This window comes from Acidimicrobiia bacterium (assembly GCA_009694375.1).
Classification (GTDB): Bacteria; Actinomycetota; Acidimicrobiia; order Acidimicrobiales; family VFJN01; genus VFJN01.
This window is the reverse complement of sequence record SHVB01000001.1, coordinates 51,115-65,416: the sequence shown is the minus strand read 5'-3', so window position 1 is coordinate 65,416 and position 14,302 is coordinate 51,115. Positions and strand designations below refer to the sequence as shown.

At 66.8% G+C, this 14,302-nt stretch carries 17 protein-coding genes, 5 tRNA genes and 1 other RNA gene; 12 read left to right on the top strand and 11 right to left on the bottom strand.

Going from position 1 to position 14,302, the window contains the following annotated elements:
- Positions 1–5: 5 nt before the first annotated feature.
- Both ssrA and smpB read right to left on the bottom strand, forming a co-directional pair.
- Positions 6–395: a transfer-messenger RNA gene (ssrA, locus tag EXQ71_00355) on the bottom strand.
- Positions 396–472: 77 nt separating this feature from the next.
- On the bottom strand, positions 473–943 hold the full coding sequence (gene smpB, locus EXQ71_00350) for an SsrA-binding protein SmpB (GenBank protein ID MSO85953.1): 471 nt from the start codon (positions 941–943) through the stop codon (positions 473–475).
- A gap of 57 nt (positions 944–1,000) precedes the next feature.
- Here smpB and EXQ71_00345 point away from each other — a divergent pair, with 57 nt between their 5' ends.
- Together EXQ71_00345 and EXQ71_00340 are read left to right on the top strand one after the other, a co-directional pair.
- On the top strand, positions 1,001–1,408 hold the full coding sequence (locus EXQ71_00345; protein ID MSO85952.1) for a M67 family peptidase: 408 nt from the start codon (positions 1,001–1,003) through the stop codon (positions 1,406–1,408).
- Positions 1,409–1,451: 43 nt separating this feature from the next.
- Complete coding sequence (locus EXQ71_00340; GenBank protein ID MSO85951.1) at positions 1,452–2,405, top strand: cysteine synthase family protein; 954 nt, start codon at positions 1,452–1,454, stop codon at positions 2,403–2,405.
- A 60-nt stretch (positions 2,406–2,465) separates the two neighbouring features.
- On the opposite strand, the gene EXQ71_00335 is transcribed toward EXQ71_00340, so the two are convergent.
- Positions 2,466–2,882, bottom strand: coding sequence for an arsenate reductase family protein (locus tag EXQ71_00335; GenBank protein MSO85950.1), 417 nt, complete (start codon positions 2,880–2,882; stop codon positions 2,466–2,468).
- On the opposite strand from EXQ71_00335, the gene EXQ71_00330 reads away from it, so the two are divergent.
- Genes EXQ71_00330 through rdgB form a run of 4 tightly spaced genes read left to right on the top strand, consistent with a single transcriptional unit; the run spans position 2,881 to position 5,608 of the window.
- The gene (locus tag EXQ71_00330; protein ID MSO85949.1) at positions 2,881–3,474 is read left to right on the top strand and encodes an N-acetyltransferase; all 594 of its coding nucleotides are present in this window, start codon (positions 2,881–2,883) and stop codon (positions 3,472–3,474) included. The two genes, EXQ71_00335 and EXQ71_00330, sit on opposite strands and share 2 nt — an antisense overlap.
- A 9-nt stretch (positions 3,475–3,483) precedes the next feature.
- Positions 3,484–4,290, top strand: coding sequence for a glutamate racemase (locus tag EXQ71_00325; protein MSO85948.1), 807 nt, complete (start codon positions 3,484–3,486; stop codon positions 4,288–4,290).
- A gap of 26 nt (positions 4,291–4,316) precedes the next feature.
- A complete protein-coding gene (locus tag EXQ71_00320) occupies positions 4,317–5,057 on the top strand; it encodes a ribonuclease PH (protein MSO85947.1) in 741 nt (246 codons plus the stop codon).
- Positions 5,057–5,608 carry an RdgB/HAM1 family non-canonical purine NTP pyrophosphatase gene (rdgB, locus tag EXQ71_00315; GenBank protein ID MSO85946.1) on the top strand — a complete coding sequence of 184 codons (552 nt, stop codon included), beginning with the start codon at positions 5,057–5,059 and terminating at the stop codon, positions 5,606–5,608. The genes EXQ71_00320 and rdgB overlap by 1 nt, the downstream gene beginning before the upstream one ends.
- Before the next feature lie 43 nt (positions 5,609–5,651).
- Here the strand turns inward: rdgB and EXQ71_00310 are convergent, their stop codons facing one another.
- Both EXQ71_00310 and EXQ71_00305 read right to left on the bottom strand, forming a co-directional pair.
- Positions 5,652–6,656: a metal-activated pyridoxal enzyme gene (locus EXQ71_00310; protein ID MSO85945.1), complete on the bottom strand. Its 1,005-nt coding sequence runs from the start codon at positions 6,654–6,656 to the stop codon at positions 5,652–5,654.
- 29 nt (positions 6,657–6,685) lie between these two features.
- A tRNA-Leu gene (locus tag EXQ71_00305) sits at positions 6,686–6,773 on the bottom strand.
- Between the two features lie 84 nt (positions 6,774–6,857).
- Here EXQ71_00305 and EXQ71_00300 point away from each other — a divergent pair.
- Entirely contained in the window at positions 6,858–7,433 is a 576-nt protein-coding gene (locus EXQ71_00300) for an ATP-dependent Clp protease proteolytic subunit (protein MSO85944.1), read from the top strand.
- On the opposite strand, the gene EXQ71_00295 is transcribed toward EXQ71_00300, so the two are convergent.
- Positions 7,430–7,858, bottom strand: coding sequence for a hypothetical protein (locus tag EXQ71_00295; GenBank protein ID MSO85943.1), 429 nt, complete (start codon positions 7,856–7,858; stop codon positions 7,430–7,432). The genes EXQ71_00300 and EXQ71_00295 overlap by 4 nt on opposite strands.
- Complete coding sequence (gene rpe / locus EXQ71_00290) at positions 7,855–8,550, bottom strand: ribulose-phosphate 3-epimerase (protein MSO85942.1); 696 nt, start codon at positions 8,548–8,550, stop codon at positions 7,855–7,857. The genes EXQ71_00295 and rpe overlap by 4 nt, the downstream gene beginning before the upstream one ends.
- A 35-nt stretch (positions 8,551–8,585) precedes the next feature.
- Here rpe and EXQ71_00285 point away from each other — a divergent pair, with 35 nt between their 5' ends.
- From EXQ71_00285 to EXQ71_00275, 3 genes are read left to right on the top strand one after another with little or no spacing between them, the layout of a single operon-like run.
- The gene (locus tag EXQ71_00285; protein ID MSO85941.1) at positions 8,586–9,767 is read left to right on the top strand and encodes a class I SAM-dependent RNA methyltransferase; all 1,182 of its coding nucleotides are present in this window, start codon (positions 8,586–8,588) and stop codon (positions 9,765–9,767) included.
- Positions 9,760–10,395 (top strand): sigma-70 family RNA polymerase sigma factor, encoded by a 636-nt coding sequence (locus EXQ71_00280; GenBank protein MSO85940.1) that lies wholly within the window; start codon positions 9,760–9,762, stop codon positions 10,393–10,395. Before EXQ71_00285 ends, EXQ71_00280 begins: the two co-directional genes overlap by 8 nt.
- A complete protein-coding gene (locus tag EXQ71_00275; protein ID MSO85939.1) occupies positions 10,392–11,120 on the top strand; it encodes a hypothetical protein in 729 nt (242 codons plus the stop codon). The genes EXQ71_00280 and EXQ71_00275 overlap by 4 nt, the downstream gene beginning before the upstream one ends.
- 67 nt (positions 11,121–11,187) lie before the next feature.
- Here EXQ71_00275 and EXQ71_00270 read toward each other — a convergent pair.
- Together EXQ71_00270 and EXQ71_00265 are read right to left on the bottom strand one after the other, a co-directional pair.
- Positions 11,188–11,261: transfer RNA gene (locus tag EXQ71_00270), tRNA-Lys, on the bottom strand.
- A 71-nt stretch (positions 11,262–11,332) separates the two neighbouring features.
- Positions 11,333–11,409: transfer RNA gene (locus EXQ71_00265), tRNA-His, on the bottom strand.
- A gap of 85 nt (positions 11,410–11,494) precedes the next feature.
- Here EXQ71_00265 and EXQ71_00260 point away from each other — a divergent pair.
- Positions 11,495–11,571, top strand: a tRNA-Arg gene (locus EXQ71_00260).
- Positions 11,572–11,606: 35 nt separating this feature from the next.
- Here EXQ71_00260 and EXQ71_00255 read toward each other — a convergent pair.
- Both EXQ71_00255 and EXQ71_00250 read right to left on the bottom strand, forming a co-directional pair.
- Positions 11,607–12,170, bottom strand: coding sequence for a signal peptidase I (locus EXQ71_00255; GenBank protein ID MSO85938.1), 564 nt, complete (start codon positions 12,168–12,170; stop codon positions 11,607–11,609).
- 236 nt (positions 12,171–12,406) lie between these two features.
- A tRNA-Gly gene (locus EXQ71_00250) sits at positions 12,407–12,481 on the bottom strand.
- A gap of 618 nt (positions 12,482–13,099) precedes the next feature.
- Here EXQ71_00250 and EXQ71_00245 point away from each other — a divergent pair.
- Complete coding sequence (locus EXQ71_00245; GenBank protein ID MSO85937.1) at positions 13,100–14,287, top strand: hypothetical protein; 1,188 nt, start codon at positions 13,100–13,102, stop codon at positions 14,285–14,287.
- The last annotated feature ends 15 nt before the right edge of the window (positions 14,288–14,302 follow it).

Below are 14,302 nucleotides of genomic sequence, written 5' to 3'. Positions count from 1 at the left end.
TTCTCTGGTGGAGCTGGAGGGAATCGAACCCTCGTCCGCCAAGCGGTCGACGTCCGCGATACGACCATTCCCGAGATCACGCCACTTCGGCTGGCGCACCGCCGGGTCGGGGGAACACGCAAAGGTGCTCGCCGCCGAGTCTTTCCTCGATGCCAGCGGTCTTTCCCGCCGTCAGTGGTCTCTCCCTACGGTCCGCCACTGCTTCTGTTGCCGGGCTGCAGCGGCCTGGCCCCGTGTGCCGTCACCGGTCACTGGTGCTCTCTACTACCTAGATGAACTAGGCGGCGAGGGCGTACTGCTCATTGGCAGTTGTTTTTTTGCCCCGTTTTAAGAGTCTGAGCAACTCTGGTCGCACGAATCGCCGAGCAGTCTCAACGTCGAAACCGATCAGCCCCTGGATGGGTATGTCAAGGATCTCCCCTCACCGAGGGGATACCCCAATCTACCGCCGGGGTGTGACTACTGCACTCGGTTATTCGCCCCGGTCGCCCCGGTTGGCCCGGGCGAGGGCTCGGGCGGCATCCCGCTCGGTGATCACGATGCGCTTGTCGTGCGTGCGTCGGCTCTTGGCCAGGGCGAGTTCTACTTTGGCCCGGCCGTTCGTGAAGTAGATCGACAGCGGGATGAGCGAGAGGTGTTCAGGGTCGACGCGGGCCTTCAGGCGCATGATCTCGTGGTGGTGGAGGAGGAGTTTGCGTTTTTGGTCGGGGTCATGGCCGGTGTGGGATTGGGAGTAGAGCCACGGCGCGATGTGCAGTTGGTGCAGCCACACCTGGTGGCCGTCGATGCGGGCGAAGGCATCGGTGATCTGCACCTTGGATTCCCGGAGCGACTTGACCTCGCTCCCACGCAGCACGATTCCCGCCTCGAGGGTGTCGAGGATCTCGTAGTTGCGGCGAGCTTGCCGGTTGCTCGCGATCGGCTTGGTGCCGGTCGGCTTCATGGGGCTACGTACGCTACCGGCCCGGAGGGGCTGCCGCCGACCGGTACTGTGCCCCTCGTGCTCTTTCTCACCCGGTCCGTGTGGGCCCAGATGGTGGGCCACGCCTACGACGGGCTACCCGACGAAGCCTGTGGCCTCTTCGCCGGTCCCCCCGGCACGAACCGCGTGACGGCATTTCACCCCTGCCGCAACGCCGCCGCCTCCAGCCGGGTCTACTCGATCGACGGCGGGGACTTCCTCCGTATCGATCGGGCCAGCGAGGCGGCCGGCCTCCAGATCCAGGGGGTGATGCACAGCCATACCCACACCGATGCCTACCCGTCGGTCACTGATGTGGAGCAAGCCCCGGACCCGGCATGGCACTACGTCATCGTGTCGCTCCGCCAAGACGCACCCGTGCTGCGCAGCTATCAACTCGTCTCCGGACAGATCAGTGAAGAGGTTGTTTCCCTAAGCGACCACTAGAATCCCTAGTGAAGAAGTCAACTTTCCCCCTTGGAGCGCCCCCGTGGCCGTCTACGCATCAGCCATTGATCTCATCGGCAACACCCCGATCGTCGACATCTCCCCGCTGAGCCCCAATCCGCGGGTGAGGATCCTCGCCAAACTGGAGGGGCAGAACCCCGGCGGTTCCGTGAAAGACCGGGCCGGGCGGCAGATGATTATCGATGCCGAGCGCGAGGGCATCCTGGTACCCGGCTCCGGCCAGGTCATCTTGGAGTCCACCTCGGGCAACACCGGTATCGCCCTCGCCATGATCGCCAAGGTGAGGGGCTACCGGCTGAAGGTGGTCCTCCCGGACAACGTGTCGGTGGAGCGGCGTCAACTGTTGGAGTCCTGGGGGGCGGAGATCATCGACAGCCCGGGTGGCGAGGGATCCAACGGCGCCATGCGGCGGGCCCAGGAGATGGCCGCCGAACACACCGACTGGTGGTTCCCCTTCCAGTACGGGAATCCTTCCAACCCCAAGGCCCACTACGAGGGCACCGGTCCGGAGATCTGGCGTGACGTTCCCGAGATCACCCATTTCATCGCCGGCCTCGGCACCGCCGGCACGCTGATGGGGGTGGGTCGCTTTCTCAAGGAGCAGAACCCCGACGTCCAACTCTGGGCCATCGAACCGCCGACGGGGGAGATGGTGGATGGGCTGAAGAACTTCGACGACGGTTTCGTGCCCCCCGTGTTCACCGACAACGACGGCTACGACCTGCTGAACCGCCGGCTCATCGTGCGGCCGCGTGAGTCCATCGAATGGACCCGCCGCCTCACCGAAGTGGGCATCTTCGCCGGCATCTCCTCGGGCGCCATCCTCGCCGGAGCGGTGAAGGCCGCCGGTCTCATCGACGAAGGAACGATTGTCATGATCGTGTGTGACGGCGGCTGGAAGTACCTCTCGGCCGGGGTGTGGATCGACGACATCGCTACCGTCGAGGCCCGGGCCAAGGCCACCATCTACTTCTAGCTCTGCGCCTGGTCGCGGGGTGGTCGGCCATCGGCCGGGCGGCGCCATCCGACGGTCTGCTCAGAGCAGGTCGCGCACTACCTCCGGGGGGCGGGCGAGCACAGCGCGCCCGTCACGACTCACCACGATCGGGCGTTCGATGAGAATCGGATGGGCCACCAACACCGCGATCCAGACGGCGCGGTCGTGCGGGAGGGTTCGTAGGCCGAGGGTTTTTGCAGCCTCCTCGCCCAGGCGGGTGATCTCCCACGGCTCCGCGCCCAGGGCGTCGAGCACTGCCTCCAGTTCGGCCGGGGTGGGAGGCATATCGAGGTAGCGGCGTTCATCGAAGGTCACGTCGGCCTCATCAAGAATCGCCCGCGCCGCCCGGCTCTTGGAGCACCGGGGGTTATGCCAGATCGTAAAGTCACCCACCCCGGCAGCGTAGAGCCTCAATCCATTTCCATCGCGGCCGCCCGGCGACCAGCATCGGGTCATGCCCGCTGCCCCCGAGTCACTCCCGCCGCTCCCGGTCGCGCCGCCCCCTCGCATTGTTCTGCGCGGCGGCCGGTCGCTCGAACGAGCCGACGCCAAGCGAGCCGAATCGGCGGCCGCCGCCATCAACGCCAGCCGCCAGCACCTCTTGCCCTGGATGCCCTGGGCCGCCGAGCCGGCGACGGTGGCGGGCATGGCCACCTTCTTCAGCGCGGCGGATCTGCTGTGGGAGCAACGCCAGGACTTCACCTATTCCATGCTGGACCCCGCCGGGTCGGTCATTGGGGGGTGCGGGCTCCACAACCGCCTGGGCCCGGGGGCGTTGGAGATTGGCTATTGGGTGCGCCGGGAGGCCGCCGGGAGCGGTCTTGCCACCGAGGCCGCCGCCGCCCTCACCGCGGCGGGCTTGGGCCTCGAGAGCGTGGCGCGCCTCGAGATCCGCTGCGAGGAACACAATCATCGCAGCGCCCGGGTACCGGAAAAACTTGGCTACACCTTTGGTGGTCTGATCGTTCCCACCACCGGTCCCACCGCGGGGAGTTCCATGCAGATCTGGGTGACCACGGAACCCCAGTGGGCGGCCCGCACCCCCTAGCCTGGCGGGGTGGACGACCGCCCAATCGGGATGTTCGACAGCGGATTCGGCGGGCTCACCGTCGCTCGGGCGCTCATCGACCTCCTGCCCGCCGAACACCTCGTGTATCTGGGCGACACCGGCCGCTACCCCTACGGTCCTCGCCCCCAGGCCGAGGTGCGGGGCTTCGCCCGCCAGATCATCGAGTACCTCGTGCAGCAGCACGGCGTGAAACTGGTGATCGTGGCCTGCAATACCGCCGCCGCCACCGGTCTGGCCGAACTGCAAGAGGATGTCGACGTGCCGCTGATCGGCGTGATTGAGCCCGGGGTGCGGTCGCTGGCCTTGGCCACCCAGAGCGGCCGGGTAGGGGTGATTGGGACGGCGGGCACGGTGGCCTCCGGTGCCTATCAAGACGCCGTGGCCACCCTGGCGGGCGACCTCGAACTCACGAGTGCCGCCTGTCCGGGGTTGGTGGAGTTCGTGGAGCGCGGTGACACCCAAAGCGACGAGGTGGCGCGGTTGGCGGAGCGGTTGCTGGCCCCATTGCGGGAGGCCAGGGTGGATGCGCTCCTGCTCGGCTGCACCCACTATCCATTCCTGGCCCGTGTTCTGAGCGATGTGATGGGCCGTGATGTTGTGCTCGTGTCCTCGGCCGACGAAACCGCCTTCGAGGTTCGTCGCCGATTGGAGGGAACCGCCTTGGCTCGTCTGCCCTCGTCAGGTCCGGGCCATCACCGCTGGTTTTCGAGTGGCGATGTGGCCTGGTTTCAGGAGTTGGGCCGAACGCTGTTGGGCCCGGAACTCGCCGAGGTGCACCCCGTCACCTGGGACTAACGCCCGGAGCCTGCGAGGATGCGAACATGTCTGCTTCCCGCCCCGACGGTCGTGCCGTCGATGAACTTCGCCCCATCACCTTCGAACGGGACTTCACCGCCATGGCGGCGGGGTCCTGTCTCATCAGTTTCGGCAACACCCGGGTGCTGTGCACAGCCTCGGTGGACGACGACGTGCCGCGCTGGATGCGGGGCAAGGGCAAGGGTTGGGTAACCGCAGAGTATTCGATGCTCCCGGGGGCCTCGCCGGAGCGAATCCGCCGAGAGGTGAAAGACGGCAAGCCCTCCGGACGCACCCAGGAGATCCAGCGTCTGATCGGCCGGGCCCTTCGTTCGGTGTGCGACATGGCGGCGCTGGGGGAGCGGCAGGTCATCGTGGATTGTGATGTGCTCCAAGCCGACGGTGGCACCCGTACGGCATCGATTTGTGGTGGCTACATCGCCCTGCACGACGCGCTCGAGCGTCTCGTGCTGGCGGGCAGCATCAAGGCCAACCCGCTGCGAGCATTGTGCGCCGCCATTTCGGTGGGCGTCGTGAACGGGGTGCCCGTGTTGGACCTCCCCTACATCGAGGACTCGACGGCCGACACGGACATGAACGTGGTGATGACGTCTCTCGGTGGGTTCGTGGAGGTGCAGGGAACCGCCGAGGGCGCCCCCTTCTCCCGGGCCGAACTCGACTCGCTGCTGGGCCTAGCCACCGCTGGCATCGAGGAGATCTTCGCCTTGCAGCGGGAGTTGCTCAGCGTGCCCCCCGCCCCTCGCTGATGCGCCTCTGGTTGGCCACCGGTAACGCCCACAAAGTGGGCGAGGTGCAGGAGATCCTGGGCGACCGCTACGTGGTGGTGGCCTCCGACACCGGCGCCGAGGAGAGCGGGGTCACCTTCGAGGCCAACGCCTTGCTCAAGGCCCGTGCGTTGGTGGCCATCGTCAGCGAGGTGGCCCTGGCCGACGACTCGGGGATCGAGATCGATCATCTTCAGGGCGGGCCGGGCATTCACTCGGCGCGCTGGACTACCGAGGGGGACTGGATCCCCCGGGTCCTCCGCGAACTGGACGGGGAGCCCCCCGAGGCGCGGGGCTGTCGCTACGTGTGCGCGGCGGCAGCCGTTTGGCCGGATGGCCGCGAGGTGGTGGTGCGGGGCGAGGTAGAGGGGCGAATCGTTCAGGCCCCCCGGGGCGCGGGCGGTTTCGGCTACGACCCGATCGTGGCCCCGCTTGAGGGCGACGGTCGCACCTTCGCTGAGATGACAGCGCCGGAAAAGCACGCCATCAGTCACCGGTCCCGGGCCTTCGGGAAACTGGCCCTTCTTCTCTAGGGCGGCCCCGTGGCCCCGGCCGGGGTGCTGGGCCGGCGGGGTGCTACCAGCCCCGCAGATCCACGTCCCACTCCTCGATGACCTCGTCGCCGTCGATGAGGTGAAGGCGCTCGTGTTGCGAAACGGTGGGGTCGACGTGGGCGGGAATCACCCGCACGCGGTCGCCAACCCGTGCGGGGGAACCCTCGGGGATCCCCACGGTGATGTGCTCGTCGGACACGAACCAGATCGGCCCCACCTCGACGGCGGTGGGATCGCCGTGGTCCATGCCGAAGGCCTTGAGCCCGGCATCGAGTACGGCCCATCCCTTAGCCGAGATCGAGATCACGGTGGTGTTCACGAACAGCGCCTGGGCAAAGGCCGGGGCGTGGGGCGCGTATTCGGTGTCCATGAGGCAGTAGGAGCCCGCCTGCAGTTCGGTCACCCAGGTATTCGTGTCCCAGGTGCCCGTGCCGCCGCCCGACACCACATCGCCGCCCACGACCGCGTGGGCATCGAGGAGCAACGCCATGGATCGCTCCACCAGTTGGGCTTTGCTGTCGCCGGGTTCACGCATGAGGTGTCCCTCGTAGCCCATCACCCCGCGCACGGTCAGACCATCGGCGCGGGCGAGGTCGGCGAGGCGAGCGGCATCGCTCGGGTCGCAACCGCCGCGAGGGAGACCCACTTCCACGTCGATGAGCACCTCCGCGACCCCGGCGGCGACGGCGGCGGCAATGGTGGCCTCAGAGTCCACCGCCACGGTGATGCGCGCCGCTCCGGTACGGATAGCAGGGGTGAGGCGGTGCAGGTCGAGGCTTTCGTTGGCCAGGAGCAGGTCATCGCCCAAACCGGCGGTGGCCATCCCCACCATTTCTCGCACGGTGGCGCAACAAAACGCCGTGTGACCCTGGGCTGCGAGGCGGGCCGCCAGCGCCGTGGACTTGAAGGCCTTCACGTGGGGGCGCAGCGTCTGGCCCGGCCACCGGGCGGCCATGGTGGCCACATTGTGGTCAAAGGCATTGATGTCCACGAGCAACGCGGGGGTGGGGAGGTCGTGGACCTTCACGCGGCTAACGCTAGCAAATCACTATCGGCGGGTGCACCAGGTGGGATTCGAACCCACACGAGCGTTAGCTCACAAGGACCTAAACCTTGCGCGGCTGCCAGATTACGCCACTGGTGCGACCCGCCAATGATAGAGCGCGTGGGGGTACGGCCTCGCACCGCTAACCTCATCCGGGTGAGCCACGACCAATCCTTCCCCCCGATGCCCAGCGCTCAAAGTGCGATGGGCAACCCCACCTCTGAGATTTACAACCGTCTCCTGAAAGACCGGATCATCATCCTGGGGACCGATGTGAACGACGACATCGCCAATATCATCTGCGCCCAGATGCTCTACCTCGAAGGCGAGGACGACAAAGACATCTGGCTCTACGTGAACAGCCCCGGCGGCTCGGTCACCGCCGGCATGGCGATCTACGACACCATGCAGTTCATCAAGCCCGACGTAGCCACGATCTGCATGGGCTTGGCTGCGTCGATGGGCCAGTTCCTGCTGTGCGCCGGCGCCGAAGGCAAACGCTTCGCGTTGCCCCACGCCCGCATCATGATGCACCAACCGTCCGGCGGGGTGCGGGGTCAGGCCAGTGACATTGCCATCCAGGCGGAGCAACTGATCTACATCAAGGGTCTTATGGCCGAACGGATCGCCTTCCATACTGGTCAGCCGGTGGAGCAGATCGAGGCCGACTCCGAGCGAGATCGTTGGTTCACCGCCCCGCAGGCCAAGGAGTACGGGATCATCGATCACGTCTCCACGAAACGCGGGGAGTCCTTCTAGCCCGCCGGGCAACCCGCCGTGGCGAATGTCTCCAAGGCGGCCGCCGCCGCCGGCACCTTGGGGTGATCGGTGGTCACGGCTTGGAAGGTGGCGGTGAGGTCGTCCGAATCGGCCCCGGCGCCGAGGGCGGCGACGCCGTCGATGAGGGCCTCTACATAGTCGATTTCCACCCGGAGGTCGTCGCGGATCTCGCGAGGTGCATCGACGTCGAGTTCCTCGAGGTCCCCGCGGGCGATGCGGAGCCGTTCGAGGGCGTTGTTGGCATCGGTGGGGTTGAAGCCCTCGAACACGCTGGGGTACTGCTGACCATTCGCCAGCGTTTTGCAGAACGCCTCGGTATTCCCCTCGTCGCTGGTGCAGGAGGCGAGGGCCGCTACCAGGGGCAGCAGCAGCAGCAGCGGCCCCCGGCGGGTGGGCCTGATCATCGACGGGTGGATTCAGCGATCTGGCGCAGTTGGCTCACGGCGTGGGTCAGACCCTCGGGGTCGCGGTAGAGGGCCGAGCCGGCCACGAGAACATTGGCGCCCGCTGCCGCGGCCGCCTCGATGGTGTTCGGACCGATGCCCCCGTCCACCTCAATGTCCACGTCGTGGCCGCCCTCCAGCACCATTCGCCGCACCTCGGCGATCTTCGGCTCCATGGTGGGGATATACGACTGTCCCCCGAAGCCGGGATTCACAGTCATCACCAGCACGAGGTCCACGAGGTCCAGCACGTCGGTCAGCACCACCGCCGGCGTGGCCGGATTGAGCGCCACCGCCGCCCCGACGCCCAGTCCGGCGATGTGGCTCAGGGTTCGATGCAGGTGCACACAGGCTTCGGCGTGCACGATGATCAAGCCGCATCCGGCGTCGACGTAGCGGCTGGCCAAGTTGTCGGGTTGCTCCACCATCAGGTGGGCCTCGAAGAGAACCGAGGCGTGGGGACGGCAGGCGGCAATCACCTCGGGCCCGAAGGTGAGGTTTGGCACGAAACGCCCATCCATCACGTCCCACTGGATGCGGTCCACGCCCGCCGCTTCCAGGGCGGCTACCTCCTCACCGAGTTTGGCGAAGTCGGCGGGGAGCACGCTCGGGGCGATCTCGATGGGCCGGTCGGTGCCAGGGTGGTCACTCATCGGCTCCATCCTCGCGCGCCGCCTAGGGTTCGCGGGTGCACAATGTCACTCTGGAGATCACGGGGATGGTGGCCGGGGGTGATGGGCTGGCCCGCGACGAGACCGGCCGGGTCACCTTCGTCACCGGCGGGCTGCCCGGTGAGCGGGTTGCGGTGGATATCCATCAAACCAAAAAAGACTTCGCCCGTGGCACGGTGACCCAGGTGATCGAGCCCTCAGCCGACCGCGTGGCCGAGCCCTGTCGCTTTGTGGCGGCGGGCTGTGGGGGCTGCGACTGGCAACACATCGAGGCCACCGCTCAGCGTCGCCTCAAAGCGGCCATGGTCGCCGATGCCCTCCGGCGGCAGGCGCACCAGGAGATCGAGATCGGCCTCGGGCCCGATCTTCCCGCCACGGGCTATCGCACCTCGGTCCGGGGGGTGGCCGTGGACGGACGTTTCGGATTTCGGCCTCGGTCGTCTCACGCGGTGGTCCCGGTGGACCCCTGCCTCGTGGTGCACCCGCTGCTGGCGGAACTGATCGCCCACGGGCGCTTCCCCGATGGCGAGGTCGTGCTGCGGGCCGGAGCGGGCACCGGCGAGCGACTGGTGGTGGTGAGTCACGACGACGACCACACTTCCGTGCCCGACGGCGTGCGGGTGGTGACCGATGGGGAACTGAAGGCGGGGCGGCGGGCTTGGTATTTCGAGGAGTTGGCCGGACGGCGTTGGCGGATCTCGGCCCGCTCGTTTTTTCAGTCCCGGCCTGACGGGGCTGAGGCGCTAGTCGCAGCGGTGAGCGCGGCCATGGCGGGCGTGGCCGATGGGGGTCACCTGGTTGACCTCTACGGCGGGGTGGGGCTCTTGGCGGGCGCGCTGCCCACCTCGGGGCCAGTCACCCTGGTGGAGATCGGAGCGTCGTCGGTGGCCGACGCCCGGGTGAATCTCGCTGATAAGGGAGTGAGGATCGTGAAAACCGACGTAGATCACTGGGGCGCCGCCCGGGCCGAGGTTGTGGTGGCCGATCCGCCCCGGGCCGGGCTGGGGGCTAGCGGTGTGGCCAAGGTGGCGGCCACCCGGGCCGGTCGATTGGCCCTGATTAGTTGCGATCCGGCGTCGTTCGGCCGGGATGTTCGCCTGCTGGCCGAGGCTGGGTACGAACTCCGCCATGCCGAGTTGATCGACCTTTTTCCCCACACGTCCCACGTCGAGGTTGTCTCGCGGTTTGATCATGCCTGAGCCTGATTCATCCGGCGGTGGCATCGGCGCCGAATCTTCGGGTGTGAACTTTCTCGAGGATCTGAGCGTCAGCGGCGATGCCGTCCTCGTGGTGGGTATCTCGCGCTACAGCCAAGACGCGTTAGCTGAGGCGTATCGGCGTCATGCCGGGGCGGTCTTTGCGCTGGCCCGTCGCCTGCTGGTCGACGTCAACTTGGCGGAGGAGGTTGTGCAGGAGGTGTTCCTGAGGCTCTGGAACCAGCCCGACAAGTTCGATCCGGATCGAGGTTCACTGCGGTCGTTCCTGTTGGCGCAAAGCCATGGTCGGTCGGTTGATCTACTGCGGGCGGAGTCGTCTCGCCGATTACGTGAGGAGCGCGACGCCCGCCGCACCGCAGAGTCGGGTTACGACCTCGAGCACGAAGTGGTTGATCTGCTGGTGGCCGACCAAGTGCAGACAGCCCTCGCGGGGCTGCCGGAAATGGAGCGCCAAGCGATCTCCCTGGCCTACTTCAGTGGGCACACCTACCGGGAAGTAGCCGAACTGCTCAACCAGCCGGAGGGCACCGTGAAGAGCCGGATTCGCTCCGGCTTGAAGCGGCTGCGCGGCGACCTTCTTACTGCGGGGCTCGAAGGAGCGGACCGGTGAGCGACTACCAGCATGCGGACATTGAAGAGCTTCTGGGCGTGTATGCCCTGCATGCCCTCGACCAGACTGAGCGCCAACTGGTCGATGACCACCTCGGTGTCTGCCCGCGTTGCGCGCAGGAGGTGCTCGTCCATCGTGAGGTCGCCGCCCTGTTGGGCCATTCGGGCGAGGATGCCCCGGTGGGTTTGTGGGAACGCATTGTGGGTGAACTAGAGGATTCACCTCCGGCCCTGCGCCTGGGTGTGCTGCCGATGGCGGGGGCCGCTGATCGGCTGTCGCGGGGTCGACCGAGCCAAGTGACGCTGGCGGTGCTGGGCATCGCGGCGGCTGTGCTGATCGGGGTTATGGGGGCGGTAGTGGTGCGACAGGACACCCGTATCCAGGACTTGGAGTCGGCGCAGTCTGATGCGGCCATCTTGCCTACGAGTGTCGCCGCGTTGTCCTCCGCCGATGGAACGATGACCATGGATGCGGTCCTGCTGTCAAACGGGACGGGCTACCTCCTCGCCGAGGCCCTCCCGGCCCTCACGACCGAGGAGACGTATCAGCTGTGGGGTGTAACCGATACTGGGGTGATTTCGCTGGGTCTGCTGGGAGCAGACCCCGACCGGGCGGTGGTGTTCCAGGCGGGAGATCACGTCACCGGTCTGGCGGTCACCCAGGAGAAGGCCGGCGGTGTGGCGAAGTCCAAAAACAGCGCTGTGTTGTCGGGCAACTTCGACTGACCCCGCCGCCCGGCCGGACCCCGCCGCACCAGGGCCTTCGCGCTGGAAAGCCCTGGTAGGAACGGCGTACCCCCCCTGGGACTCGAACCCAGAACCTACGGATTAAGAGTCCGACGCTCTGACCAGTTGAGCTAGAGGGGCAAGTGGGCCAGCAGCCTAGGCGTTGTTGGCCCAGGCTACGAAGCCCACTGGTGGTTGGCTTACCAGTGGTTTGGGGTGACCGAGGGGATTCGAACCCCCGACATCCAGGATCACAACCTGGCGCTCTAACCAACTGAGCTACGGCCACCACGGGAGGTGCCAGCATAGGCTAGGGGGAAGTCCCCGCCTCAACCGTGATCAACCGGCCCACCTCGCGGCCTACGCTCGGCTCTGCCTCCGTAGCTCAGCTGGACAGAGCAGCGGATTTCTATTCCGATGGCCGCAGGTTCGAATCCTGCCGGAGGCGCCCCGAGCCCCATGAGGGCCAGGTGCCGCCGCCGCCGTCTAGAGGTTCAGTTCGAAGCGGCCTCGTCGTACCACCGGACGGAGCAAGAGGAGTGCGACGACCGCCATGGCCGCGAGTCGGGTGGAGGGGGAGGTGGTCAGGTCGAGGATCCGACCAAGCCCGGGGGGCTGGTAGGTGATCCGACCGATTTCGCCGTCGATGGCAACGGCGAGGTGCTCAACGGAGGTCTTGCCGGCACCCATCGTGGTGAAGGAGTACTCGGAGTCGCTCGGCGTCACCTCAAGCACTCGCTCGGTGACCAGCGCGCCTCCGCGCATTCCATCGATGTAGGTCACGACGTCACCCGCTTTGATAGACGAGGCCGCCACCACCTGACTGACGACGACGTCGCCGGTATTGAAGGTTGGCTCCATGCCTTCGCCTCGCACAATCATCGGGCGGTAACTGCTGCCTGCCAGCGCCAGGAGCGAAATCGTGGCGATGACGGCGAGGGCGGCGGCGGCCGCCACCACGATCCGGACTCCTCGACCGGCGTACCAGCCGATGATGTGGCGCGTCTCGATGGGATGCCCAGAGGCGGTGAGTTGCGTGGTGGCCATCATGAGTGCATCGGCTTCTGCGTCGATGTCAGACCAGTAGTCTTGGTGGTGGGGTGAGCGTTGAACAATGTCAGCTCCTGGATGTGGTGCGCCTGGGTGCGCCCTCAAGTTGTCGGCGGGAGCCAGGGATTACTTGAGCGTTCCGGCGCATTGCGTCCAGCCGATCGGGTGACTCTGGCGGCTGCCAAGCCAGCCCCAGTGGGGTTGGCGGGTCGGCCAACGAACTGCGGTGGGTGGCGTGGAGCGGGTGACGGGAATCGAACCCGCACCACCAGCTTGGAAGGCTGGGGCTCTAGCCGTTGAGCTACACCCGCAGGGTTTCGGAGAGGGTAGTCCCTCCCGCCCCCCTCTTCGACCGGACCTCGCCGGCGGATCTTCGCGATGTTCCCGTCGGGGAGGGGGGATTTGAACCCCCGACCTCCTGCTCCCAAAGCACCTCCGGTCGTTGGCTGGTGTCGGCCTTTGTCGGCTCTACCTGGGGTTCCGGGCATCACCCGGTGGCTCTGTCGGCTGGTGTCGGCCGGTCTCGGCTGCCCCGGTGATGCCAACAGTGATGCCAACGGCACCACGGCCTAGAGGATCGCCATGGCCACGCGAGCCGATGCCAAGTACGTCCCGCCGTACCAGTACCAGTGCGCCAGAGGGCACCTGATCCATGCGGACGGCCCCGTGGCCGCCTGCCCCGTGCATCGTTGCCCGGGGCCCCTCGTGCGGATCGGTCCGGGCTCAGGCACCACCCCGGGGGCCAAGACCCGCTTGGCTGGACGCCGATGACCCCGGAGGCCCTCCTGGGGGCTTGCGGGGTCATCCCCGCAGCGTGGCGGCCCAGGGGCTTGGACACCGCCCCCGCATGACAGAGGCGCCCATACCGGGCAGGATGCCCGCGTGAGACGGGCGAAGGACGGATGAACGAACGAGCGGGCGAACGGGTGGTGGACGCGGCGGTCCTCGGCAGCCTTGTCGCATTCAGTGCCTACGTCTTGTGGGCTGGCCGGAGGCTGTCGTTCGCCGGCGATGATTGGGGGCTACTGGTCCAGGGTCAACACTGGGGCGGGCTGGTCGAGCCGTACAACGACCACCTCAGCATCCTGATCATCGGGAACTACCGGGTGCTCGTCGAGGTGTTCGGGCTCGACTACACGCCGTTCCGGGTCGCGGCCGTGCTGTGGTTCCTCGCGATCGTGGTGGCGTGGTACCTCACGACTCGGGAGCAGCTCTCGCCCCTATTGGCAGCTGGGGGAGTCGTGGCGCTGCTTGCCCTGCCGACCTTCGCGACCCAGGCAGCCAACCTCAACCACTACATCGTTGGGCTTGGGGCAGTGGTTTGCGGCTGGGCGCTTCGACGGGACAAGAGCGGGTGGCTGGCCGGTGGGTTGGCGCTGGCGCTGTTGGGCACGACAGGAGGCGTGGCCGTCGCGGTTGCGTGTCTGGTGCATTGCGCCTGCACGCGGGCACGATGGCGTCAGTGGGTGGCTACGTTGGCCCCCGCGGCGGTCTGGGCCCTCTGGTGGTTAGTAACGAGACACGATTCTTCGAAGTTCCAGCCCACTACCGATCCGACGCTGGTCGCTGTCTTGCGGGCTTCGAGGAATGTCGCTCTGTCCCCCTTTGATTTGTGGCACATCGACTTGCTACTGATGGCAGGGTTCGTCTGCCTCGGAGCGTTCCAACTGCGACGAGGGATTCGAGCTGGCGCTACGTGGCTTGCGTGGACCGCAGCGCTCTTGACGTGGTCGGTCGGCCTGTCGTTGGAACGCGACCGCGGTCTCGACAACGTATACAACCGCTACCAGTTGATCGCCCTGATCTTCGTCCTGCTCGCCTGCGTGCCATCCCAGCCAGTGCGGATGTCACGCGTCGCGACGGTTGCTACCGCCATCGGCGGAGTTGTTGCGGTCGGATTGGCTGTTCTCCTTGTGCCCAGTGACGTCAGCGACCACTCTAAGTTTCAGGAGTTCTGGGGTGCGCGGAACAGGTGCCTGATCGCGGATGGTCGATCCGACGAGATCGGCTTCCCGGGCTCGACCAGCACCGATGAAGTCGGCCCCCTCATCGACCGCTACTTGGTACAACCACCCCCTGAGCACTGCACGCAAGGACTCCGGGTGAAGCGGGCATAGCTGCCGGAGTGCCGC